This is a genomic window from Vulcanisaeta sp. JCM 16159 (assembly GCF_001316265.1).
GTDB lineage: Archaea > Thermoproteota > Thermoprotei > Thermoproteales > Thermocladiaceae > Vulcanisaeta.
The window spans coordinates 41,647-65,286 of record NZ_BBDN01000003.1 but is presented as its reverse complement, the minus strand read 5'-3'; the positions used below and the strand labels follow the sequence as shown (position 1 = coordinate 65,286).

Annotated in this window: 23 protein-coding genes and 9 pseudogenes; 26 read left to right on the top strand and 6 right to left on the bottom strand. The window is 46.5% G+C overall.

The genetic code is table 11. The annotated features are described in order from the left end of the window. Positions 1-54: 54 nt before the first annotated feature. Positions 55-2,246 (bottom strand): annotated as a pseudogene (gene cutA, locus JCM16159_RS03215) (glyceraldehyde dehydrogenase subunit alpha). A gap of 104 nt (positions 2,247-2,350) precedes the next feature. Between cutA and cutB the strand changes: the two are divergent. Together cutB and cutC are read left to right on the top strand one after the other, a co-directional pair. Further along, positions 2,351-3,206 (top strand): annotated as a pseudogene (gene cutB / locus JCM16159_RS03210) (glyceraldehyde dehydrogenase subunit beta). After that, a pseudogene (gene cutC, locus JCM16159_RS03205) lies at positions 3,206-3,726 on the top strand (glyceraldehyde dehydrogenase subunit gamma). The pseudogenes cutB and cutC overlap by 1 nt, the downstream one beginning before the upstream one ends. A 12-nt stretch (positions 3,727-3,738) precedes the next feature. On the opposite strand, the gene JCM16159_RS18405 reads toward cutC, so the two are convergent. The 3 genes from JCM16159_RS18405 to JCM16159_RS14090 are packed head-to-tail and all read right to left on the bottom strand — an operon-like array spanning position 3,739 to position 4,543. Beyond that, positions 3,739-3,873, bottom strand: coding sequence for a hypothetical protein (locus tag JCM16159_RS18405; RefSeq protein ID WP_367834245.1), 135 nt, complete (start codon positions 3,871-3,873; stop codon positions 3,739-3,741). Beyond that, positions 3,870-4,223, bottom strand: coding sequence for an XdhC family protein (locus tag JCM16159_RS14095; RefSeq protein ID WP_243665732.1), 354 nt, complete (start codon positions 4,221-4,223; stop codon positions 3,870-3,872). The genes JCM16159_RS18405 and JCM16159_RS14095 overlap by 4 nt, the downstream gene beginning before the upstream one ends. A gap of 41 nt (positions 4,224-4,264) precedes the next feature. Next, on the bottom strand, positions 4,265-4,543 hold the full coding sequence (locus tag JCM16159_RS14090) for a hypothetical protein (protein ID WP_243665731.1): 279 nt from the start codon (positions 4,541-4,543) through the stop codon (positions 4,265-4,267). A 107-nt stretch (positions 4,544-4,650) separates the two neighbouring features. Here JCM16159_RS14090 and JCM16159_RS03195 point away from each other — a divergent pair, with 107 nt between their 5' ends. The 23 genes and pseudogenes from JCM16159_RS03195 (at position 4,651) to JCM16159_RS03090 (ending at position 18,130) form a co-directional block, all read left to right on the top strand. Continuing rightward, entirely contained in the window at positions 4,651-5,178 is a 528-nt protein-coding gene (locus tag JCM16159_RS03195) for a molybdenum cofactor biosynthesis protein B (RefSeq protein WP_243665730.1), read from the top strand. Positions 5,179-5,262: 84 nt separating this feature from the next. Further along, on the top strand, positions 5,263-5,457 hold the full coding sequence (locus JCM16159_RS14085; RefSeq protein WP_243665729.1) for a hypothetical protein: 195 nt from the start codon (positions 5,263-5,265) through the stop codon (positions 5,455-5,457). Positions 5,458-5,474: 17 nt separating this feature from the next. After that, positions 5,475-5,636 carry a hypothetical protein gene (locus JCM16159_RS14080; RefSeq protein ID WP_243665728.1) on the top strand — a complete coding sequence of 54 codons (162 nt, stop codon included), beginning with the start codon at positions 5,475-5,477 and terminating at the stop codon, positions 5,634-5,636. 47 nt (positions 5,637-5,683) lie between these two features. Further along, positions 5,684-6,244, top strand: a complete 561-nt coding sequence (locus JCM16159_RS03185) for an MFS transporter (protein ID WP_054856939.1) — start codon at positions 5,684-5,686, stop codon at positions 6,242-6,244. After that, positions 6,219-6,725 carry a hypothetical protein gene (locus tag JCM16159_RS03180; RefSeq protein ID WP_054856938.1) on the top strand — a complete coding sequence of 169 codons (507 nt, stop codon included), beginning with the start codon at positions 6,219-6,221 and terminating at the stop codon, positions 6,723-6,725. Before JCM16159_RS03185 ends, JCM16159_RS03180 begins: the two co-directional genes overlap by 26 nt. 106 nt (positions 6,726-6,831) lie before the next feature. Further along, positions 6,832-7,188: a CoxG family protein gene (locus tag JCM16159_RS03175; RefSeq protein ID WP_243665727.1), complete on the top strand. Its 357-nt coding sequence runs from the start codon at positions 6,832-6,834 to the stop codon at positions 7,186-7,188. 499 nt (positions 7,189-7,687) lie between these two features. Further along, on the top strand, positions 7,688-8,371 hold the full coding sequence (locus tag JCM16159_RS03170; protein ID WP_243665726.1) for a hypothetical protein: 684 nt from the start codon (positions 7,688-7,690) through the stop codon (positions 8,369-8,371). Between the two features lie 162 nt (positions 8,372-8,533). Next, positions 8,534-9,283 (top strand): hypothetical protein, encoded by a 750-nt coding sequence (locus tag JCM16159_RS03165; protein WP_054856936.1) that lies wholly within the window; start codon positions 8,534-8,536, stop codon positions 9,281-9,283. Between the two features lie 203 nt (positions 9,284-9,486). After that, positions 9,487-10,818: pseudogene (tuf, locus tag JCM16159_RS03160) on the top strand (translation elongation factor EF-1 subunit alpha). Between the two features lie 6 nt (positions 10,819-10,824). After that, positions 10,825-11,135, top strand: a pseudogene (gene rpsJ / locus JCM16159_RS03155) (30S ribosomal protein S10). A 275-nt stretch (positions 11,136-11,410) separates the two neighbouring features. Next, positions 11,411-11,665 (top strand): insulinase family protein, encoded by a 255-nt coding sequence (locus JCM16159_RS03150; RefSeq protein ID WP_054856935.1) that lies wholly within the window; start codon positions 11,411-11,413, stop codon positions 11,663-11,665. A 2-nt stretch (positions 11,666-11,667) separates the two neighbouring features. Next, the gene (locus JCM16159_RS03145) at positions 11,668-12,027 is read left to right on the top strand and encodes a pitrilysin family protein (protein ID WP_054856934.1); all 360 of its coding nucleotides are present in this window, start codon (positions 11,668-11,670) and stop codon (positions 12,025-12,027) included. A 42-nt stretch (positions 12,028-12,069) separates the two neighbouring features. Beyond that, positions 12,070-12,423, top strand: coding sequence for a hypothetical protein (locus JCM16159_RS03140; protein WP_054856933.1), 354 nt, complete (start codon positions 12,070-12,072; stop codon positions 12,421-12,423). Then, a complete protein-coding gene (locus JCM16159_RS03135) occupies positions 12,410-12,649 on the top strand; it encodes a hypothetical protein (protein ID WP_054856932.1) in 240 nt (79 codons plus the stop codon). Before JCM16159_RS03140 ends, JCM16159_RS03135 begins: the two co-directional genes overlap by 14 nt. Then, positions 12,646-12,858, top strand: a complete 213-nt coding sequence (locus JCM16159_RS03130) for a hypothetical protein (protein ID WP_054853758.1) — start codon at positions 12,646-12,648, stop codon at positions 12,856-12,858. Before JCM16159_RS03135 ends, JCM16159_RS03130 begins: the two co-directional genes overlap by 4 nt. 35 nt (positions 12,859-12,893) lie before the next feature. Then, complete coding sequence (locus tag JCM16159_RS03125) at positions 12,894-13,550, top strand: insulinase family protein (RefSeq protein WP_054856931.1); 657 nt, start codon at positions 12,894-12,896, stop codon at positions 13,548-13,550. Next, positions 13,517-13,759, top strand: coding sequence for a hypothetical protein (locus JCM16159_RS03120; RefSeq protein WP_054856930.1), 243 nt, complete (start codon positions 13,517-13,519; stop codon positions 13,757-13,759). The genes JCM16159_RS03125 and JCM16159_RS03120 overlap by 34 nt, the downstream gene beginning before the upstream one ends. A 92-nt stretch (positions 13,760-13,851) precedes the next feature. Beyond that, positions 13,852-15,026 (top strand): annotated as a pseudogene (locus JCM16159_RS03115) (argininosuccinate synthase). Positions 15,027-15,068: 42 nt separating this feature from the next. Continuing rightward, on the top strand, positions 15,069-15,473 hold the full coding sequence (locus JCM16159_RS03110) for a hypothetical protein (RefSeq protein ID WP_054856928.1): 405 nt from the start codon (positions 15,069-15,071) through the stop codon (positions 15,471-15,473). 4 nt (positions 15,474-15,477) lie between these two features. After that, positions 15,478-15,879 carry a hypothetical protein gene (locus JCM16159_RS03105; RefSeq protein ID WP_054856927.1) on the top strand — a complete coding sequence of 134 codons (402 nt, stop codon included), beginning with the start codon at positions 15,478-15,480 and terminating at the stop codon, positions 15,877-15,879. Positions 15,880-15,933: 54 nt separating this feature from the next. Continuing rightward, a complete protein-coding gene (locus JCM16159_RS03100; protein WP_054856926.1) occupies positions 15,934-16,176 on the top strand; it encodes a hypothetical protein in 243 nt (80 codons plus the stop codon). 90 nt (positions 16,177-16,266) lie between these two features. Further along, complete coding sequence (locus JCM16159_RS03095) at positions 16,267-16,704, top strand: PaREP1 family protein (protein ID WP_367834244.1); 438 nt, start codon at positions 16,267-16,269, stop codon at positions 16,702-16,704. A 73-nt stretch (positions 16,705-16,777) separates the two neighbouring features. Further along, on the top strand, positions 16,778-18,130 hold the full coding sequence (locus JCM16159_RS03090) for a lyase family protein (RefSeq protein ID WP_054856925.1): 1,353 nt from the start codon (positions 16,778-16,780) through the stop codon (positions 18,128-18,130). On the opposite strand, the pseudogene carB reads toward JCM16159_RS03090, so the two are convergent. Both carB and carA read right to left on the bottom strand, forming a co-directional pair. Beyond that, a pseudogene (carB, locus tag JCM16159_RS03085) lies at positions 18,127-21,216 on the bottom strand (carbamoyl-phosphate synthase (glutamine-hydrolyzing) large subunit). The gene JCM16159_RS03090 and the pseudogene carB overlap by 4 nt on opposite strands. Then, a pseudogene (gene carA, locus JCM16159_RS03080) lies at positions 21,206-22,238 on the bottom strand (glutamine-hydrolyzing carbamoyl-phosphate synthase small subunit). Before carA ends, carB begins: the two co-directional pseudogenes overlap by 11 nt. A 147-nt stretch (positions 22,239-22,385) precedes the next feature. Between carA and JCM16159_RS03075 the strand changes: the two are divergent. Next, positions 22,386-23,581 (top strand): annotated as a pseudogene (locus JCM16159_RS03075) (pyridoxal phosphate-dependent aminotransferase). The last annotated feature ends 59 nt before the right edge of the window (positions 23,582-23,640 follow it).

Below are 23,640 nucleotides of genomic sequence, written 5' to 3'. Positions count from 1 at the left end.
CCCCCTGTACTAAGGATTAAATCACCCTAAATAAAAAGTAGAGCCCGTAACACACTATCTAACCAATAATGATGGGTCTATGGGTATCTTCGTGATTCTTCTACCAACGGCATTCTCCACAGCCTCGTTAATGCCGGTAATACACCAATCAGAGGTCCCTCGGCAATGCCTTAGTTGGCAGTGGCGCATTGGATTTGCCCTCTTCAAGGTAATACCACTTAACGTTAAAGGACTCCATTATCGTTGGTATCCAGTACTCACTGAAGGTTTGTGTAAGTGGATTGCCGTCATTATCATACCTAACCTCCTCTAGGACGACCTCACCAAAGCCCTGGATGACTCCACCAATTACCTGACCCTCAGCGAGCATTGGGTTGACCACCATGCCAATATCGTCGATAGCCACGTAATCGAGGACCTTAACCAACCCCTCCTCGGTAACCTCAACTAAGGCTACATGAGAGCCATACGGATATGTATAGCCACTTAAGCCAAAATAGGCCGTCTCCTCAAGCGATGGCTCGATTGGGTATGTCCATGTACCACCAACACTTGTGGTTAATGTGTTCGCCACATCCTCAATGCTTAATGACTTACCGCTTTTAGTGTCCCTAACAACACCATTTTCATAAACCACATCCTCGTAATTAACACCCATCAACGCGGCGCCAACCCTCCTAAGCCTATCCTTAAGCTTCCTCGCAGCAAGCAATGCGGCGTTACCGGCCAGTGTCAGTGTCCTACTGCCAAACGTGCCAAAGCCCTCACCAATAAGTTCGGTATCGCCCCATGAAACCTCCACCTGGCCTATGTCGATACCGAGTTCATCAGCCACTATCTGCGCTATGGCAGTTGCATCACCCTGCCATGGGGTGCCGCGCCGATTATCACGAGGACCTTACCATCAGACTTAACCCTAACTGATGCGGATTCCCACGGGCCAAAGTTATTCTGCTCTATGTAAAATGACAGGCCAACACCAGCCCTTCTGCCCTGTTTTCTTAATTCCTCGGCCTTCTTCTCAAAATCCCTGTAATAACCCTCAGCAATACTGAGTAGGTGTAGGTAGTTACCGCTATCATACTTATGATTAAATGGGTTTGTGTAGGGTAGCTCCGTCACTAGGTTCCTCCTCCTTATCTCTATGGGTCCATTCCTAACTCATCAGCAGCAATGTCCATTATCCTCTCATAAACAAAGGCAGCCTCAGGCCTACCAGCCCCCCTATACTGGTCAAGCGGTGTTTTGTTTGTTTTGACGCCGTACACCTCCACAAGCACGTTCCTGAGTTTATAGGGGCCTGTTATCAACGTGGACGTTATGTCGGCCAGATAATAGCCATGGGTTGCCACACCCAAGTCTATTATCAATTCATCAATCAGTGCCCTCCATTCACCATTCCTCGTAAACCCAGCCTTAACCCTATGTATCTGAGCCCTGCTATGGTATGTACTCAATAAATCCTCGCGTCTAGTGGCTACCCACTTAACGGGCCTTCTGTAGATAATGCTTGCGTAAGTGACTATGTAATCCTCGGGGTATGGGAACATCTTCGAGCCAAAGGCACCACCGGTGTCGGCCTGAACAACCCTTATATCACTGACATAACTCTTGAATGCATCAAGGAGGAACTTACGCATATAATGCGGCGCCTGCGTCGAGGCGTAGACCGTCAACCTTCCCTCCTGGTACACCGATAGCAATCCCCTGGGCTCCATCGCGGCTGGGTAAACTCTACCGATTTCGAGTTTTGCCTCAATAACGACATCGCTCTTTCCCAATTCCTCCTCCGGGTTTCCAGCCCTATATGTCCATCTATAGCCGATATTACTTATGCCCTCCACAGCCTTTACATCATCCTTAACGGCCTCCTCTGGGTTAACCACAGCAGGTAATGGTTCATAATCAACCTGTATATAATCGAGGGCATCATAGGCCTTATACCTATCCTCCGCAACCACGGCAGCTATTGGTTGACCCACGTATAGAATCTCATCCTTAGCCATGGGAAAATTCCTAGGCCTATTCTCAACATTAATGTTTAATCCCGTTATGACGCCAATAACCCCTGGAATTTTTAACGCATCTTCGTAATCAACCCTAAGAAGCCTCGCATGGGGGACTGCACTTCTTAGTATCGCCATGTAAAGCGTACCTGGATACGCTATGTCATCGACATACCTGGCACTGCCGGTGATGAATTTAGGATCTTCGATCCTCTTAATACGAGCACCTATGTAAGGCATTAATTAACGTGTAAGTAAATAATATTTTATAAGTAATTATGCCTTAAGTACTTTAACTGAATATTGAAGTAATGCTTAATTAGTATGATCGTAACCGCACTAACGTGTATCCTCCGAAATTTGGTTACATAAGGGTTAACTCATTGGAGGAGGCTGTGAAGGTCCTTGAGCTGATGAGAACGCCAAAATACTTGCAGGAGGGCAGAGCCTAATGCCCATGCTAAAGCTTAGGTTAATTAGGCCCTCCTACTTGGTTGACATCAACAGAGTACCTAACTTATCGTATATAAGCATTGAGAATGATAAGATACGCATCGGCGCATTGGTTAGGCACCACCAGGTGGAGGTTAATCGTGACCTCTGGAAAATATACCCAGCACTTCCTGAGACTGCGGTACAGATTGGTGATCCTCAAATCAGGAACCTAGGCACAATAGCGGGTTCCCTGGCCCATGCAGACCCAGCGGCTGACTGGCCCGCAACTTTAATAGCGCTTAGGTCCTCTGTAAAGGTGCTTGGTCCCTCAGGAACTAGGGAGGTGCCTGTTGAGGACTTCATAACCGGTCCATTCACTACGGTGTTAGGTAGGGGCGAGGTCCTTGGCGAGATCGTGATACCTAGGTTAAGCGGTACCGTTAAGTCCTCATATGTTAAGCTTGAGCGTAAGGCCGGTGACTTCGCGATTGTCGGTGTCGCAGTAATGCTTAAGCTTAGCCCTGATGGTTCAGTGGAGGACGCAGGTATTGGAATCACGGCCGCGGGGCCCAGGCCTTTTAGAGCCCGTGAGGCCGAGAAGGTCTTGATTGGGCGTAAATTAACGGATGACATTATTGAGGACGCGGCTGAAAGGGCGATGAGGGAATCAAGCCCGATAAGCGACATTAGGGCTCAGCCGAGTATAAGAGGGCTATGGTTAAGGTAATGACTAGGAGGGCTATTAAGAATGCGTTGTCGAGGTGATGGGCATGGCGGCAACACTCAAGGTTGGGCCTGAGGAGAGGGTTAGGATTAGGGTTAAGGTCAACGGTGTCTGGTACGAAAGGGAGGTGGAGCCAAGGAAACTACTCGTTCACTTCCTAAGGGAGGATCTTGGGCTCACTAGTGTGCATGTTGGCTGTGATACTGGGCATTGTGGTGCGTGCACGATCCTAATGAATGGAGTTAGTGTCAAGTCCTGCCAAGTACTTGCGGTTCAGGCGGATGGCGCTGAGATACTTACGCTCGAGGGCTTGGCCAAGATGGTAAGCTACACCCAATACAGGAGGCCTTTTGGGAGAAGCACGCCCTTCAATGTGGTTACTGCACACCTGGTTTCATAATGGAGACCTACTGGCTATTGAGTGAGAACCCCAACCCAACCGAGGAGGAGATTAGGAGGGGTTTGTCGGGAAACCTATGCAGGTGTACTGGCTACCAGAACATTATCGAGGCCGTTAAATTGGCTGTCCAGAGGTTGAGGGAGTTGAAAACGATGCAGTAAGTCGAAGTAAATTCACAACTTAAATTCAGTGGGTCTCCAGGAACATGATTGCTCCTGTATCCTACCCTCAAGGGCATCCTTTATGAACTTCCTCGGATCCTTAATATCACGCATTGGTTTACCACTTGCGTTTCTCATGAACATCATAACCTCGGCGAGTATGCTAAGGCTATTTCGCCTGCGGTCTTAGCTCCAATGTCAAGCCCAACGGGTGAGTGTAGCTTACTTAATACGTAGTCAAGGCTTAATCCTCTCCTAACCATATCCGCAATCATCACGGCAGCCCTCCTCTGGCTGGCGAGTAGGCCTATGAACTTTGCATTGTGTTTAAGGGCTATGTAGAGGGCCTCGGTATCATACGGCTTGCCACCCTCATTTGCTATTATTATGATGGAATTCTCATCAACGAGCCTCTTGAGGTCCCTGAGGTCATTACTTATGAAGTGCGCATTGCTAAAGCGGTCCTTATCTACGTCACCGTTCCCTACAACGGCCACGTAATAACCAATGACATTACCAACATCAACAAGGGCCTTGGCTATAAGCCTGAGCCAACAACGATGACCGTAGGCCTTGGTTCCACCGGTTCTAAAATCACCTTAACGTCGTTTACCACGGTCTCAACAGTCCTCTCCTCAGTCAATGCCTTGCCGGCCAGTTCCAGTACCTCCTTATTGGTCGTAATGCCGAGTAATGACTTTCCATTAACTATTATGTCAGATAGTGCATTATCGCCAACAAACATTTTAACAATAACCATCCTATCACTCTCTGAACCAGCCTTAGTTAAGGCCTTGAAGAATTCGCAGGAAGACATCGACTTGTTGATTAGCTGGACTAAATAAGTGTTTTACGCGGTTAATGAATAATTATGCGTAAGCCAGATGAAGTCCTTAAATACTAAATCATGATATGCTTTCTTCAATGAGCATGCCGAGAACAATGCATAGGGAGGCTGGTCCTAAGACTGCTAATTTCTTCGTGATAACGGTGTCCACATCACGCTATAACGCAAAGGTGAGTGGTCAGCCATACACCGATGAATCAGGGGATTTGGCTGAGTCAATGCTTAGGCAGGCTGGGCATAGGGTTGTTGGTAGGGAGTTGATTAAGGATGACCTGGTCATGATACGCTCGCTCGTCGACTCATTGCTTCTTCGTGATGACGTGGACGTGATAGTGCTCACAGGTGGTACAGGTCTTGCCAGGAGTGACGTGACGATAGAGGCCCTTAGGCCACTCTTTGAGAAGGAGCTTGAGGGCTTTGGCGAGTTGTTTAGGCATGTTAGTTACCAGAAGATTGGTACTGGCGTGATAATGACGAGGGCCACAGCCGGTGTCGCCAGGGGTAAGTTAATAGTGGCCCTACCCGGCTCGCCGGATGGTGTTAAGACAGGACTTGAAATAATACTACAGGAATTACCTCACATACTTTATATAATTAGGTCCTAGTGGGCATTCACTAGTTTAAAATGATTAATGCATATTTTGCACAAATCAATCCTAATTTTAATACGTGTTTCTTTAGGCGTTTCAATGACACTACTACTCGTCGTAATACCACTGGTTGGTTCAGGATTAATGACCTACTATGCATATGAAAATATCAGGTACGTGAATGTATGCCTACCCGGCATTTTTCATTGTGATAGGTTTAACTTCATAGTGCCAAGGAGGATTAGGTTATTACTAGCCGTTGGGGCTGCCATTGTTCTATTCTTAAATTCTTAATAGGTCTCCTAATAATAATGAACATACTAATGATTGCATTGCTCCTATCAATGATTGGCTTACTAATTGGTGTTTACGGAATATACCTACAGGTGAACTACAGGGCTTATTGTATGTATTGCTTAACCACGGACATAATCCTACTACTAACCACGCTATTGATAATAATTAATCCGTAGGTGGGTTAATCCGTAATATTCAAGAACCCAGATTTAGGATTAGACGCATGAGGAATTTGGTAGTGGCATTATTCAGTGTGGTGAGCACGGTATCTATATGGTATAACTTCCTAGCCTACAATGTCATTGCATCAATAATACTAACGAAGTCAGCACTACATTTAGGCATATTACTATCCTTCATGACAATATTTGTAGCATTCATTGCGAGACCCATAGGTGCGTACGTATTCGGCATAATCGGTGATAAATTCTCAAGCAAGACATCACCGGTGCTGACCCTCATTGTCATGGGCGTCTCGACATTATTAATCTCTATCATTGAAAGAACATGGTACACTGCGTATGAATTAATGGTCCTAAGGATCGCCCAGGGACTCTCCATAGGCGGTGAGTGGGCCTCGGCCTCGATACTGACCTACGAATCCGTGAGAGGTAGTGTTGGCAGGTTCCTAACGAGTTTAATACAGCTCGGCGTGCCATTGGGTATGCTATTGGCTGCCCTCGCCATTATTCAATGGCGTTTGGCATTGTTGATGGGGTCACTACTAAGCCTTTCATCAGCCATAATAATCCTGGCACTTGCCAAGGGCGCCAAAACCCATTAATTGGAGGCCCACCTTCCGTATTGAGGATGCCTGGAAGATCATAAGGGCGATTGGCGTTAAGTTCGGTGAAAGCTCCAGCTTCTACGTATACACCTCCGTACTCCTAATATATTTTAATGAGTATGGGATTTCAAACCTAGTAATCGCAGCCACAATCTCTCTATTAATATTCACGTTAATAACGTCGGCCGTAATGACTCGGGCAGGGCCTGTTAAGGTGTTGGTGCTTGGGTACGTAATTTTCGCATTAATAAATGCGTTAATGTTTAGGGTGCAGCCATTATTACTATTTATCTTATTTGGTATAGCCGATGCATTAGCCTATACGCCCCAATCACTATATCTGGTATCACTATTTAGGAGCGATATTAGGCATGTTAGTTCAGGCGTGTCATACCACATAGCTAGTTCATTAGGTGGCCTAATTAACTACTTAATGTCAATATTAATATCGGTGTACGGCCTCAACGCTGGTTCATAACCATACCCGCATCACTAATCACGTCCTGCGTGATCTCGATAATCATCCTATTGATTTAAGTACCGTGTAGAATTACTTAAAAATGAGTTCAGCATTGACCTGCTGTATGGCGAGGGTTCACTATGATGGTTCCTTTGAGGTTAATAAGCCTAGGGATGTGGTTTATAACTTCCTCGTTGACCCGAGGAACATAGCCTCTATAATACCAGGCGTTGAGTCTGTTGACGTGGTTGACCCCGACAACTTCAGGGTTAAGGCTAGCATGGGTGTTGGGGCTATTAAGGGTACGATAAACATAACCGCCAAATTCACCGAGAAAAAGCCGCCAGAGAGCGCCAGGGTTATTGGTAGGGGCACAGGCATGCAGAGCACCATGGACTTCGAGATTGGCTTCAAACTTGAAGAACCGAGCCAGGTAGGACTAGGGTTAATTGGTACTTCGATGGAAACGTGGGCGGCTTAATAGGTTCTATGGGCGCAGGGTGCTGGACCCGGTGGCTCAGAAAATAGTCCAGGACAGCGTGGAGAAGTTAAGGCAGAGACTCTCGTGATGACTTATATGGTTAACTAAAACTCTCTCAATGAGTTGGGCATTGACTTATTTCTCGTTACACTCACCTAAGTAATGCTAAGGTACAGATTCCCTTAAATTCGATTTTAATATTAATTCGAGATTGCCGTGATTCGTTATATGACCTCGTGAATGGTATTTTACGTTTACTTACTGATTGACCCAGCGTTAAGGATCCTAGGTCTTCCTGGTTAATGTTAGGTTCGTAATTGATTACGGTTACCTGAAGCTGAGTGTTATCTTCATCATTGACCGTTCAAAACCGGGCATAAAGCTACTTCCGAGTCTAGTGTCAAATGGCTTGGGGAATTTAACCTGGACTACATGCTTGTGGTGTGTGGCTTAATGCCTGTAGTGCCTTATTAATTGTTTTATGAATTTCATTAATAATATGTCTAGCGCTCTAGGTCAATCTACGGTATTTAACACGGAATTATTAAGGAAGAACCACTTCTGCATGGGTAAGAGAAGGAGCAAGAGGTACGTGTGTAGCAGTGAGGTTGATGAACCTAACATTATTAATAATGTCGTTGAATTGATTATCGAGGCTATTAGACGTATATGGCATTGGCGTGTTTGGGACTTGTGGTGGGTTGAGGAGTGGATGGATAAATTGTTGATAATATATAACAATGTAGAAGTATGGTTGAGAGGTAAGTATGGTGAGGAAGTTATCAACAATATACTGAGGTTAGTTGACGAATTCATAAGCTATAATGAGAGGTTATGGAAATACTGGCATGATGTTAGCAATGAGGTCAAGAGGCTAATCGAAGATTTAGTGAGTGGAAGGGCTGAGGTTATAATCAGAGGCAATGATATATCGGGAATTAGCGTACATGGAAAATACATAACACTTAGCGTAGATAAGGCAAGTAATGACAGCATAATGGTTCAGTTGAAACTTAAGGGGTTTGAGAGCGTAATCATTGAAGTGCTTGATGTGTTCATGAAGACGATGAGTAGGGAGGAGTATGCTAAGTTCGTTAATGGGGTACTCAGGGCGTTGAGGGGCGGATTTGATGAGACCGATGGTTTTAATGAGAGGGGTAAGGCTACCATGGGGACGACGTAGGTTTGGCAAGCAATTGTTTGGACGCTGCTTTATCCAGCAAGGTTCACATGCGTATAAATGCCGTTAATATTAATGAGGGTGACGTAGCGATCGAGTGGCGATTAAGGTCTAGTCATGAGCCACTTAAAAGGCTAATTTCTCAGCAATGCCAATAAGCTCAGCATGGAGGAGTTACTAGCGTTTATGTTCACCACCGTATTGGGCGACAGAAGTGCGGATATTCAAAGGATCATTGTTAATGGTCATACTTATGACGAAGCAATGATCATAATAACCATGTCTAGTGATAAGTTCAGCAATTGGAAGCCAATACTCGATAGGCTGTGGGACATGGGATTCAAATGGCATAGATATCCTAATGTAAATATTATTCATGTAATGTTCTTAAGTGGTTATGTCATTGACTTGGCCAGGGCTATGATCAGCGTCTTATCTCTCATATTACACGACATTCTCGACGCATTAAACTTTGAAAAATGGAACGAAATAACGAGAATCGCTAAGATAGAGATGAATTGGCGAGGAGGTGGATCCCAAGTTATCGTGGCTAGTTATAAGTTCACGGTAAATATTCTTAAAGGTACATTTGAATTAGTTCGTCCGGTGAAGGATAAAGCTGAAGCTGATAAAGTTATTAATACGTTAAAGAAGTATGGCTATGAGTTACACGCCCGCATAAACAAGCATGGTAAGTACCTGGCCGTCAAAATATCGGCGAGGTTCATCGAGAGATACAGCGATATTAAAGCTCAGGTCATTGAGGTGCTATGCAGAAAACTTGAGAAAACGAAGAGTGAGAGGAAAAGGATGGAAATAATTAAAGCCATAATAAGACTCGCATCCACAGAGGAATGGCCGCATACTTGCCCAAGTTACCTCCGTAACTCCTCATTAACAATCTCCATACAATGAGACGTCGAAACAATCCAATAAACAGCACTTAAATCTCCACCAAGAGGATCCACTAATTTGATCACAACCATTATTCCTCTCCAGGAGAAGTTAAAATCACTATAGGCGATACTTACTTAAGGGCGTTGTTCAACCTTGTTCATGTCGATAACCGAAACCCAAAAACTTATTAATTTTATTTTCACAACTCCGTCTTGATAGGTATGAGCCTAATACTGAAGCCTAAGGAGTCGGCTTTACAAAAGCCACACCTTAACCTAGCTGTTATAGGGCATGTGGACCACGGCAAATCAACATTGGTAGGTCATCTACTGGTGGTCACTGGCTACGTCGATGAGAAGGGCTTCAAGGAGCTTGAGGAACAAGCCAAGAAGATGGGTAAGGAAGACTTCGTCTATGCCTGGGTAACGGACAGGCTGAAGGAGGAGAGGGAGAGGGGTGTCACGATTGAGGCAATGCACGTAGGCTTCGAGACTCCCAAGTACTTCATAACAATCATAGACCTGCCAGGCCACAGGGACTTCATAAAGAACATGATAGTCGGTGCAAGCCAGGCGGATGCTGCCATGCTCGTTGTATCTGCAAGGCCTGGTGAGTTCGAGACGGGCATTGGCCCACAGGGGCAGACCAGGGAGCACCTATTCCTAGCCGCTACGTTGGGTATTAGGCAGATAATAGTGGTTGTTAATAAGATGGACGTTGTTAATTATGACCAGAAGAGGTATGAGCAAATCAAGGCCGAGGTTAGCAAGTTCATGAAGCTTCTCGGCTATGACCCATCGAAGGTGCCCTTCATACCCGTCAGCGCCTGAAGGGCGATAATATCAAGGAGAAGAGCCAGAACATGCCATGGTACAACGGACCAACCTAATAGAGGCCCTGGACGCAATACAGCCGCCACCGAGACCCGTTGACAAGCCATTCAGGTTACCAATACAGGACGTTTACACAATAACTGGAGCTGGTACGGTGGTTGTCGGCAGAATCGAAACCGGCGTGTTGAAGGTTGGTGATAGGGTTGTCGTTATGCCACCCGCAAAGGTCGGCGATGTCAGGAGCATTGAGACCCACCACATGAAGCTAGAGCAAGCACAACCAGGAGACAACGTTGGTATTAACGTTAGGGGTATTGAGAAGGAGGACGTAAAGAGGGGTGACGTGATGGGTCATCTAGCCAACCCACCGACGGTTGCTGAGGAAATTGTGGCGAGACTGGCAGTGCTATGGCATCCAACGGCAATAGGCCCTGGATACACACCAGTGCTACATGTGCACACAGCAACCGTGCCGGCACAGATAATCGAGATAATCGCTAGGCTGGACCCAAGGACCGGACAGACCGTGGAGCAGAAGCCTCAGTTCATTAAGCAGGGTGATGTGGCCGTTGTTAGGCTTAAGCCGCTTAAGGATGTGGTTGTTGAGAAGTACAGTGACTTCCCAGGCTTGGTAGGTTCGCCCTAAGGGACATGGGTAGGACAATAGCCGCAGGCCAGATAATCGAGATCAAGCCGAAGAAGGTTGAAATTAAGGCGTGATGATTAATGCCGAGAAAGGCGCGAATACGCATTTGGGGAACAGATAGTAAGCAGGTTGATAACCTAGCCAGTGAAATAGTGGGCATAGCAAGAAACTCGGCGTTAAGGTTTCAGGGCCAATACCATTACCCAGGAAGAGGTTGCTGGTCACGGTTAGGAGGGCACCGAGTGGGCAGGGATACCACACGTATGACCATTGGGAAATGAGGATCTATAAGCGATTAATAGACATGGACGCTGATGAGAGGGCCATTAGGCAGTTAATGAGGATGAGGGTGCCTGAGAACATAAAAATCGAGATAGAACTTGTGGACTAGTTTCTCTTCTTATCCATTTCACTTTTTCTAAAATTTCATTAAATTATTATTTCTCAATAAATTATTAATCAGCACTCAGCCACTCATCACCCTTTACAGGCATTAATCAGTGGGCTCTAAACTCGTCACTTAAATTAACCATGAATTAAAGGTAAAAAGCCTTATCCCTGTCTTAATTAAGAGGAATTATTGCTTCGGTATAGAACTGGTTATTCATCATTTCGCGACTCATCATTCGCAATCCTTTTATGGCCACCGCCTTATTACCCTTTTGTATGGTGCATATCTCCAGGTTGGGTAATGGACTAACAGTAATTACTCACTACATGCCCATTGATGTTATTGCAATTTACATGTTTTACAACGTGGGCGCCAAGAATGAGTACCCAGGTATATTCGGGGGCTCGCACTTAGTCGAGCACATGCTCTTCAGGAGGATTGAGGGAATAAAGGGTAGCGTGGACGAACTCATTGAGGGGGTTGGTGGTTATTTTAATGGCTTTACGAACTACGACTACACAGCTACGTAGAGGTGCTGCCCACGGAATACGCCGAGTTGGGTTTTGAAATTGAGAGTAAGAGAATGGTAAATGCGGCTTTTGACCCAAGCGAATTCGAACTGGAGAGGAAGATTGTGCTTAGTGAATTTGATATGAATGAGAACGACCCAGACTTCAGACTCATGTACAGGGCCTCGATGATTGCCTGGGACACACACCCGTATAGGTACTCAGTCATTGGCTTGAGGGATGACCTAAATAGGGTGTCCAGGGATGAGTTGTTTAGGTATTATAGGCGTTATTACAACCCCGATAATGCCGTATTGGTCGTGGTCGGTGGGTTAAGTGAGGATAAAGCCACGGAACTAGCCAATAGCACTTCGGCAATATAGGGTCTAGTGGTGAATCAGGGCCGTTAAGCCTGGGATGATGGATTGCAGGGTAAGGTCAGGGTTGAGTTAAAGGCATCAAGTGGTGAAATACCCAGGTTACTAATAACCTTCAAGGTTCCTGGGACGCATGACATTGATGGCTTGAGAAGGCTTATCCTCATGGATTTCGTAGTTTCGGGCGATAGGGCCTTTGCATATGGCCTAACGAGTAGGGAGCCCATGGCTGTTCCAAGGTCATCAAGGCTCTATAGGCTTGTTGAGGAGGGCCTTGGAGACGCTGTTTATAGTTATTATGAGGTGACGTACATGAATAACCTATACTCAATAATTATTTATAATGTTAAGGACCGACAGGGTAATCGCAAGGATTGGGGAATTAATTATGGAGAGACCTAGTGAGGATGAGCTAAGCTTCGCTAGGGAGAGGATAAGGGCCAGGTTGGCCTTCTCCATGGACTCACCGAGTAAGTTAGGTCAGATTTATGGTTTGTCGCAGCTACTTATGAATGACCCAGGTAGGTTAATTTCGATAATTGAGGACGCCACGAAAGTGGGCACCACCGAGTACGTGGATTTCGTGGATAAATTATTAGATAGGTCAATATCAATAATTTATAGGTGATGGGTACGGCGAATAAACTATTCATTAGGTCTCCCGTTAAGGACGTGGCTGTACTCGACATTAAATTAAACCTAGGCTCGCTGCAGGAATCTCGCCCTGGGATTGCGAATGTGTTGATACCACTGTGGAGAATGAGCAGTTACGCTAAGGAACTTGAGAGGATTGGAGTATCATTCTCCTTTGAGAAAGGGTTTGACGCACTAACCTAAGGGTTAAGGCTAGATACCCTATTGTTGATAAAGCTGTGAAGCTCATTGAGGATATGCTACTGAGCCCAGTCATTGATAGGATTGATGATGCCATTAGACAGGCGAGAACGAGCATAAGCATTAACAGAGAGGATACGGCCGTTAGGTCTGTGGCGGAGGCATTGAAGGTATTATTTAATGATCACCCATACTCAAGGCACCCAATTGCTTATGATTATAAATTTATTGATATGACTAAGGGCCACATTAAAGATGCCATTGATGCATTGAGGGTATTATCATTAACTGTCGTGGCTCCAGAGGATTATTTAGAGATTAACCTGCCATTTACAAACTACGTTAAGGTACCCATTGACAGATTTGGGAGCGGTGATGTCGATATTAGGCTTGAGGGTAAGGTGCAGACCACGGTGGCCATTGCATACCCAAGTTATGACATTATGGACCTTGAGGGCTCCTTCAGGGTTACGGTGATGAATACGATACTCGGAGGCATGGGCTTAGTATCGAGGCTCTACAGGGAGGTTAGGGTAAAGAGGGGATTGGCCTACTATGCCTACTCCATGTACTGGCCGTTGGGTAGCTCAGGAGTCCTTATTGTAATGGCTGGTGTGCGTAGGGAAGCCTTAAGGATGCCCTTAACGTCATGCTCAGCACTATGGGCGACTCCGTCGTTTCAGAGGAGGAGCTAAGGATGGCTATTAGGAATAGGGTTGGTAGGCTTAAGGTTACTGGCGAATCGCCGGAGGGCATGGCGATGCTCCATTCAGTGATACCAACCTACGGCTTGCCAACTGATTATTACGAGAGGTTCATTAATTATATAAGTAGGTTGAGTCCTGTGGATATTTCAAGGGAATTAAGGAGTCTTTCGAAACCTGTCATTGCGGTGGTTGGTTAAAGTTATATAGGTTATTGGGATAAGGCTTATTAATACATAGGGTTTAGGAAGGGCGTGAATTCCCTAAACCGGCGACCAGGAAACCCAGTAAAATCGCACTTGCCTACTCGGGGGGTCTCGATACCACAGTAGCCATTCATTGGCTTAGGGAGAGGTTTAATGCGGAGGTTATAACGGTCACAGTTGATGTTGGGCAAGACGATGATTTCAGGGACATTGAGGAAAGGGCGTATAGGCTGGCGCCACTAAGCATTACACGATAGATGCCAAGAGGGATTTTGCCGAGGGCCCCGTTGCAATGGCAATAATGGCCAACGCACTCTATGAGGACAGGTACCCATTGGGTACGGCATTGGCCAGGCCCTTAATTGCCGAGAAGGTTGTTGAGGTAGCTAAGAAGGAGGGCTGTGACGCGGTTGCCCATGGATCAACCTCCAAGGGTAATGACCAAGTCAGGTTTAACGAGGCATTGATGGCCCTGGCACCCGATCTCATGATAATCGAGCCAGCGAAGATTTGGGGCATGAATAGGGCTGAGGAGGTTGAGTACGCGAGGAAGTATGGCATACCAATACCTAACATACACGGTAGGTTTAGTATTGATGATAATCTATGGTCGAGGAGTATAGAGGGCCGTGAGACTGACGACCCTGGTGTCGAGGTTCCTGAGGATGCCTTTAAGTGGACGGTACCGCCTGAGAAGGTCAGCGAGCCGCTGATCCTTGAGGTTGAGTTCAGGGAGGGCCTACCCGTGGCGGTTAACGGTGAGAGGATGGGCATGGTTGGCATAATATCATTGCTTAATAAGGTTGTTGGTGCCCATGGCTTCGGTAGGGTTGATCATATCGAGAATAGGGTTATTGGATTTAAATCAAGGGAGGTCTATGAGGCCCCAGCTGCATTAACCCTAATCGAGGTCCATAGGGACCTGGAGAAGCTTGTCTATACACCGCTTGAGTACAGGTTTAAGAAGATTGTTGACCAGGCCTGGACGGACCTGGTCTATGGTGGTCTATGGCATGAGCCACTGCGTGAGGAGCTTGAAGGCCTCATTAAAGCCATGAATAAGTGGGTTAGCGGTGTTGTTAAGGTTAAGGTCTTCGGTGGATTAACAATACTTGGTAGGGAGAGTCCATACGCAAGCTATAGTAAGGACCTCGTAGATTACGTGAGTGGTTGGTACCCAAGTGAGGAGGAGGCGAGGGGCTTCATAAAGATGCACGTGCTGCATTCATTAACGGCCTATAGAGTTAGGCATAGAGCGTAAAGAGACTATTGTTAAAAATACCTCCTTAAGTTAAATCAATATATGGATTTGGAAAAGGTTAGGACAACCCACGTGGGTAGTTTGCCAAGACCACCTAACCTATCTCTTCAAAACCTGGATAAGGCCATTGAGGATGTGGTTAGGATGCAGGTCGAGATTGGGCTTGACGAAATCAATGATGGGGAGTACAGGCGTCAATCATTCATTAGCGACTTAACTGAATTACCTGGATTTGAGGTCACGGAATTATACTGGGAAAACTCAGCAGGTGATAGGAGGTTCATACCGGTCATATTGAGAAGCATAGCGTATGACCCAAGTAAGCCAATACTAGCTAGGGAGGTCGAGGGCATTAAGAGGGCCTTGGATAAATTGGGAGTTAGGAGGAGGATTAAGGTGACGATACTTGCACCAAGCTTCATGGCCAGGGTCTACCCAGACCCCTGACTGGATGCCTGCAAGGCCTAAGGAGTTAATTAATAAGTATCGCCAGCAGGTTAGGCAGTACTATTCATCAATTGATGAGTATCTTGATGATGTCAAGAAAATAATAATTAACGAGGTTAGGGCAGCACTTAATGCTGGTGCTGATGTTGTCCAATTCGATGCGCCAGACATACTCCAGTTCGACGTGTATGGCGAGTATAACCCCGATAAGAGTAAGGCTAAGGAGCGTGTTAGGAGGGCTGTGGAATTGAATAACGAGGTCCTCTCTAAATTACCTGCTGAGCATCTCGAGGTCCACTCCTGCTGGGGAAATTTTAATAACTCCCAGTTCAATACACTTGGTCATTATGATGATGCGTTGCCCGAGCTCTACGATCTAAAGGTGGGTGTTCTCGGACCCTTCTAGGTATTTGATGGTATTAGGGATTTCGAGGAACTAAAGTACTTCAAACAGTATGCGGTGCCAAGGGATAAGGAGTTGGCGTTGGAAATCGTCAGTGTTAAGTCAAGGAATGCGGAGCCAGTGGAGGTCATTAGGAGGAGGTACGAAGCAGCGTTGGACGTCGTCAGTGGTGACCCGGGTAAGTTAATCGTAGCTCCAGGATGTGGTTTTGCCTCAAGTGCAACAAACCCCGTACAAACCCTTGAATCCGCAAGGCGAAAGTTGAGGAACACGGTGCTCGCGGTAAAGGGTTCCCAATGACTTAATATACTCAGGATAAACTTACTATATTCCCGTTTAAGATAAATTAAATACCTGCCTAGATTTCCACTACCTAGGAGGGAATTTCATATGCAATTAGCGAAGCCGTGGTACGACCTTAAGGAGTACAAAAGGATTAGGATTGATGAGGCCAAGATTGAGTTAGAACTTGCTAAGAGATTCCTTAGCGAGGGATTGATCAGAAACGCTGCTGGCAAGGCGTTTCAGGCGTGGAAGGCCCTAGTGGCCGCATTGGCTGTTGACAGGAGGGATGAGTTGAGCAAGGTCTTTAGTGGTAAGGTTAGGTTGAGGGGTAGGAGAGAGCGTGTTGATAGGGTTGATTGGGTAATAGCGGTTATGACGACGAGTTACCTGAAGGATGTGGCAATGATCATCGGCGGTAAGATTGATCTACTCACGGATAAGGCCTTATGGATCTATCAGTACCAGTATAATGGGCCTGACCCTGAAAGGGTCCTTAGCCTTACGGAGATGATGATTCTGCTAGGAGAGATATTGAGACATTAATTAGGGAGATGGAGGACATTCTACGTAGCATTGGTCAATGAAATACTTAAAACGTGATTTCTAACTTAACCCTGTGTATCGCAGGGAGTTACTTGGAGCTGGAAGTATTGATAAGATTAGTTATACGTCATCGATCATTGATGATTCTGAGATTTTTAAGTACGTGATAATTACTCTCATTGTGCATGTTAACGAGCTTGAGAGGGTTGGCGTTATTAATAATGATGTGGCTGAGAGGATTAGGGATGCCCTCAGGGATATTTGGCGTAGTGGTTATGAACCAGGTAGGCTTGTTGGTTATGAGGATGTGCATGAGTACATCGAGGCAGAATTAATCAGGAGATTGGGCAGCATAGGTGGTTGGGTCGGCATTGGTAGGTCTAGGAATGACCACGTGGCAACTGCAATTAGGCTTAGGCTTAGGAGGGCTTTACTCGACTTAATACTCACCACGCTTAAGCTCAGGGAGGTCGTCCTGAGTAAGGCCGTTGAGGAGTATGATAAGGTGATAATAGGCTCAACCCATAGGCAGCCAGCCCAGGTAACGACGCTTGGTCACTACATGCTTTACCTAGACGACCTATCCAGGGACTTCCTCAGCGAGTTAATGCACGTCTACGAATTAATCAATAGGTCGCCACTGGGCTCTGGTCCGCTTGCCGGTACCATGGTTAGTATTGATAGGTTTAGGGAGGCCGCTGAGTTGGGCTTTGACGGTGTTGTTGATAACACAATATATGCGACGGGCTCCAGGTACTTCGTAATATCCGCGGCCTCGGTGGTAGTTAATTACCTGGTGGAGGTTGGCAGGTTCATTAATAACCTTGAGATGTGGTTGATGCCCCAGCTAAGTTATTTGAGCGCAGATCCGAGTCACCTTGCCACGAGTAGTATCATGCCGCATAAGAGGAACCCAGCCACCCTGGAGGTTTTTAGGGCTAGGATTGGGGAAGCTGTGGGGCATTTGATGGCCATGTACTCGATACTTAGGCCCGTAGAATCTGGCTATCAGCTTGACCTGCAGGAATTGACTAGGCACCTATGGCTTATTATTAAAATAGCCCTTGAGGGCCTCTCGATATTCATGGATTTTATCAATAGCATTAAGGTTAATGAGGAGGGTGTTAAGGAGTCGCTGGGTAAGTACGTGGTTACGGCTGCTGAGTATGCAGAGACCGTGTCGATGAGGGAGGGTAGGCCGTTTAGGGACGTGTATAGTGAGGTCGCTAGGGAGTTGAGGAGCGGCATTAAGGTTGGCCTTGATGTTATTGAGTCACTAATGAAGCCTGTACATGGTTCATCAAATCCACGTTCGGTTATTGAGAATACTAAGGCCAGGCTTGGTGAGGTCAGGGAGTTAATGGCTAGGGTTAATTCAATAATGGGTAGGCTTAATGAAATTGAGAATAAACTACTTGGTCACTAGCTAATTTCGGTCTCAAGCAATTCCTCGATCACGTATTTACCACCACCTCTCAACCACTCAAAGGCTCTCGTTAGCTCAAGCCCGAGGCTTGGGTGTAGTATTATTGGTGTTGCAGTATCCGCAGCCAGTCTACGTGTGGCATAGTCCTTGTTCATAGTATCGCCCCCAGTCATGAGTATATCCACGGAGCCTTGTTTAAGCATGGCCCTAACCTCCCCAGTATCATCTAAAACCGTGAGCCATCTGCTCAGGCGTTTTCTTATTTCGTCGATTGCCTTAACGTATTGCTCATCATATGTGTAAACCAGGGCGTTTTTTCCTTGGGATCCTCGATGGCGTGGTTGATAACCAGGCCTTAAGTAATGCCTCCTCAAAGGCCTTACCGCTCGATGCCACCTCACCCGTACTATACATCACAGGGCCAAGCCTTGGGTATGAACCCCTAACCCTACTCCAGGCGAATTGACTTGCCTTAACCCACCAGCGCCTTGGCCTAAGCACCATGAATTCCCTATCCATGCCCAGGCCACTTAATGCAGCCTTTACGGACAAATTCATTAGGTTAACACCAGTGGCCTTGCTGGTGAAGGGCATTGACCTACTGGCCCTCACGTTAGCCTCAATCACGTATAGCTTATCCCTGGCAATGAACTGTATGTTAAACGGTCCAACAATGTTTAGTGCCTCGGCTATCCTTAATGAGGCCTCGGCCATTCTAATTCTCCAATTGTCATCTAACCTATAATCAATACCCCTCGGTGGTATTACCATGGTACTATCGCCGGAGTGAACGCCAGGTGGTTCTATGTGTTCCACGGGCACCACGATCACGGAATTACCATCACTAACACCATCAACCTCAGTCTCAATACCATCACCGATGAATTTGGACACAACCACGGGGTGCTCAGGCTTATCCTAGCTGCCTTGTTAACGTAATTGAGTAGTTCCTGCCTATTCCTGGCTATGCCCATGTACGTACCACCAAGCACATAACTGGGCCTAACAATTACTGGGTAATCAAGCCACCTCTCCACAAGCCTATCAACTCCTCAATAGTTGATGCGTAGGCCCAGGGTGGTTGGTCAAGGCCCAATTCATCGAGTAGTTTCGAGAACTTAGACCTATCCTCTGCCAGGTCCACGGACTCCGGTCTCGTGCCCAGTATCCTGACATTCTCAATTAGCCAGGACCTAGCCTTACCATAAAGCCTCTGCCCAATCTGGCCCCCAGCCATAAAACCACTAACTTGAGTCTCTCCTTAATTAGTATGTTCCTTAGGGTTTCTGGGGTTAATTGGTCGAAGAAGAGTTTATCCGCGAAGTCCCAGTCCGTGGATACGGTCTCTGGGTTGTAATTCAACACCCCAACCCTGTAGCCAAGTCTCTTAAGCATGAGTACTGTATTAACCACGGACCAATCAAACTCAACACTAACGCCAATCCTAAAGACACCGGCGCCCGCGACCACGACATCAACGCCAGGCCCTGTATCATCATCAACCTCACCACCATGCGTTAAGTATAGGTAGTTCGTGGCCGCAGGCCACTCCCCGGCTAAGGTATCGATTTGTTTAATCACGGGTAATTTTTTTTCTCCGGTTCATCGCCAAGAGCATTCCTTAGCTGTTCCTCGCTAAAACCGAGTATGTAGGCTTCCTCAAGCGGTAATGGCTCGCCCCTCCTTAACCCCTCGTAGAAATCCACAACCCTCTTAATCGCGTAAAGGAAGAACTTATCAACTCCGGTCCACTCATTAATATCATCAACGGAGAAACCCTCTCTAAGAAGCACAGCCGCGTACAGGAACCAGTAGGGCTTCCTCTCCTTAACCATTTTCACAGCCTCTTCAATGCTTGCCTCATGGTATATCCTACCACCCACGAGGCCTGGCTCACCAATGTCAAGCATTCTCACCGCCTTCTGCCAAGCCTCCTCAAGCGTCCTCCCTATGCCCATGACCTCGCCAATACTCATCATTTCGGGGCCCAGGGACTCATCAATGCCAAACCTATCGCTCTCCCACCTCGGTATCTTAACTACTATGTAGTCAAGACTTGGTTCAAAGGCGGCCACGGTCTTGCCGGTCACCTTATTAATCAACTCACTTAGCCTATAACCAAGCGTCAGCTTAGCCGCTATGTACGCCAGTGGGTACCCCGAGGCCTTGCTAGCCAGGGCGCTTGATCTACTCATTCTTGGGTTTGTCTCTATGACGTACATCTCGGGCCCTGGGATTAATCGCAACCTGCACGTTGCACTCACCGACTAGGTTTATCGCGTTTGCGACGCCTATGGATATTAACCTGGCCCTTTGGTATTCGTCATTTGTTAATGTTAGGCAGGGCGCGACAACCACCGAGTCACCCGTGTGCACGCCCATGGGGTCTATGTTCTCCATACAAACCACGGCCACCGACTCCCCATATTGATCCCTCATGACCTCGAACTCGATCTCCTTCCAACCACCTATGTACTTCTCAACGAGAACCTCCTTAATCTCGCTCATGGCCAATGCCTTATGATACTTATTAACTAACTCATCATCACCATGTGCAACGAAGGCACCAGCACCACCTAGGTTAAAGGATACCCTGGCAAGAACTGGGTAGCCCAACCCCCTGGCCGCTGATAGGGCCTCCTCGAGTGAGTACGTCGTCTTTGATGGTAGTACCGGTATCCCATACTTACTCATTAGGTCTTTAAACAATTGCCTACTCAGGCTGACCTAACGCCATCTATTGGCGTTCCCAGAACCTTAATGCCGTACTTCCTAAGAATTCCCAAATCGTTGAGACTTATGCACGCCGACAACGCTGTTTGGCCACCGAAGCCGCAGGCAATTGCATCAGGTCTTTCCTTCTCAATAACCATTTCCAGGAACTCAGGCTTTATGGGCACCAGGTAAACCCTATCTGCAAATACACGCGTTGTTTGTACTGTGGCAACATTCGGATTAACGAGGACCGTAGTTAAGCCCTCCTCCTTATACGCCTTAAGCGCCTGTATCCCCGAGTAATCGAATTCCGCAGCCTCCGCAATCTTAATGGGGCCGCTACCAATCACTAGGACCTTCCTAACGTCCATGGTTGATCACCATCCTCGCGAACTCGTCAAAGACCCAATTAGCATCTAAGGGGCCGGGCTTGGACTCGGGGTGGAACTGCGTTGTTAGTATTGGCAATCTATCATGAATCAGTCCCTCCACCGTATTATCATCAGGCTGTATAGCCCATACCCTGAACCCTGTGCCCTTTATGCTCTGTGGGTCAATGGCATATCCATGGTTGTGGGTCGTTATGTAGACCCTATTCCTAATTAGGTCCAGTACTGGTTTATTGATTGCCCTATGTCCATACCTCATCTTGTAGATCCTAGCCCCAATGCCTAGGGCAATTACCTGGTGTCCTAGGCATATCCCTAGGGTTGGTTTTCTATCCCTAATCACGTCGGTAACAACATCGCTTAAATAAGTCAGTAGGTTTGGGTTGCCAGGGCCATTACTAAGGAGGATTCCATCACAGTCACTTAAGGCGTTCTTCCACATGTGGCATGGGTACCTAACGACCCTAAAGCCTCTGTTCAGCAGGTTCCTCACAATGCTCATCTTAACGCCGCAATCAATAATCCCAATACAGCTTATCATCATCGCCATACTTAATCGGCGTACTTGGCGAGACTAATCTCGTGAAATCAACATCATCATACCTAGGCGCATCCCTAAGAAGCTTTACGGCCTTATTTACATCATCGGCTATTGCACCCATCATTACGCCAACCTCCCTTAGCTTAACCGTTAACGCCCTGGTATCAATCCTATAAATGCCTGGTATACCCTCCTTCCTAAACCACTCATTAAGGCTCATGATCGACGTGTAGTGACTGGGCATTGTTAAGTCAAAAATAACAGCGCCGCTCACCTGAATTGAGTCGCTCTCCCACTGGTCTGGCGATGTGCCGTAATTACCTATTAATGGGCTTGTGAACACGAGTATTTGCCCTCTATATGATGGGTCCGTTAGAGACTCGGGATAACCAACATTAGCTGTTGTAAACACTACCTCGCCAACAGCATCGTTATTAGCGCCAAAGGCATAGCCACGGTACACGCTCCCATCCTGAAGTACGAGGTACCTCCTCAAACCGAATCATTCACACGAGTTTGTTATAAATATTTTATAAGCTTTGCCCTTAAGACATTTACAGCACCGTATTGGATACATAATGTATATATACTTGCTCAAAACAAGACTTCAATGCGCGGTTTTTCCCAATCAATAACCTTCCTAAGGGAGAGCCCCACGAGGAGAATCGACGCTATCAGGGAGAGACTAAAGCGAGAGAGAAGGGATATCATAAACCTATCCGCCGGTCAACCGGGTCTACCGCCACCAATTGAGATAAGGTCCTTACTGGCTAAGCAACTGGTTGAGGATAACAGCATGGAACTTTACGGATACACACCGAGCCAGGGTATTATTGAGTTAAGGGAAGCCGTTTCTGAGGATTTAAGAAGACTTGGTAGCATTGATGTGAGTCCAGATAATGTAGTGATCATAGCGGGTGGTCAGGAGGGCATGTTTGCAACGTTCATGATGATCCTAAATCCAGGTGATGAAGTTGTTCTCCTGGACCCACGTACTTCGGTTACAAACCAATTATTGAGTACTTCGGTGGTAGGGTAAAAAGGATTGGTTTGAGTATAGATGACGAATTTAAGATTGATATTGAGAAACTTAAGGAGTTAGTAACCAATAAGACGAAGGCTTTGGTAATAGTGTCTCCAGACAATCCAACGGGTAATATTATCGATAAAAACACCGCCAAGGCCATAGCCGATCTAGCCATGGATAGGGACTTCTGGATAGTGTCCGATGAGGCATATAGGACGTTAATTTACGAAGGTGAACACGTATACATGTATAAATATGCGCCTGACCACGTAATCTCAATAAATACATTCTCGAAGGATCCAGGAATACCAGGTTGGAGGTTGGGTTTCATCTATGGACCAAGCGATGCAATACCCAAGTTGAAGCTAGCCGCTGAGGAGATGACGTACTGCCCACCCGTTATTGCCCAGAAGTTCGTGGCCGCGTACCTCAGGTCCGAGGCCAGGATGAAGCACCTTAAGTACATAATCGAGGAGTATAGGTCAAGGAGGGACGCCGCAGTTGGGGCTTTGAGGGAGTACTTGCCCGAGTCCAGGTTTATTGTTCCAAAGGGCTCCATGTTCATCTTCGTTGATTTATCGAGGTATATCAGGGATTCCGAGAAATTTGCCGAGTTGCTTCTTGAGAAGTATGGTGTAACCGTGATACCAGGCACGTACTTCAGTGACATTTATAGATCAGCGATTAGGATATCCTTCGTGGTAGAGAGCATTGAGAGAATACGCATGGGCATTGAGAGGATTAGTAAGGCCGCTAATGAATTGAGAGGCTTGTTGTAGCTTCGCTTCTAAATATTAAACCGATGTCTTCATTATGGCAATATTTATAATATTGATAA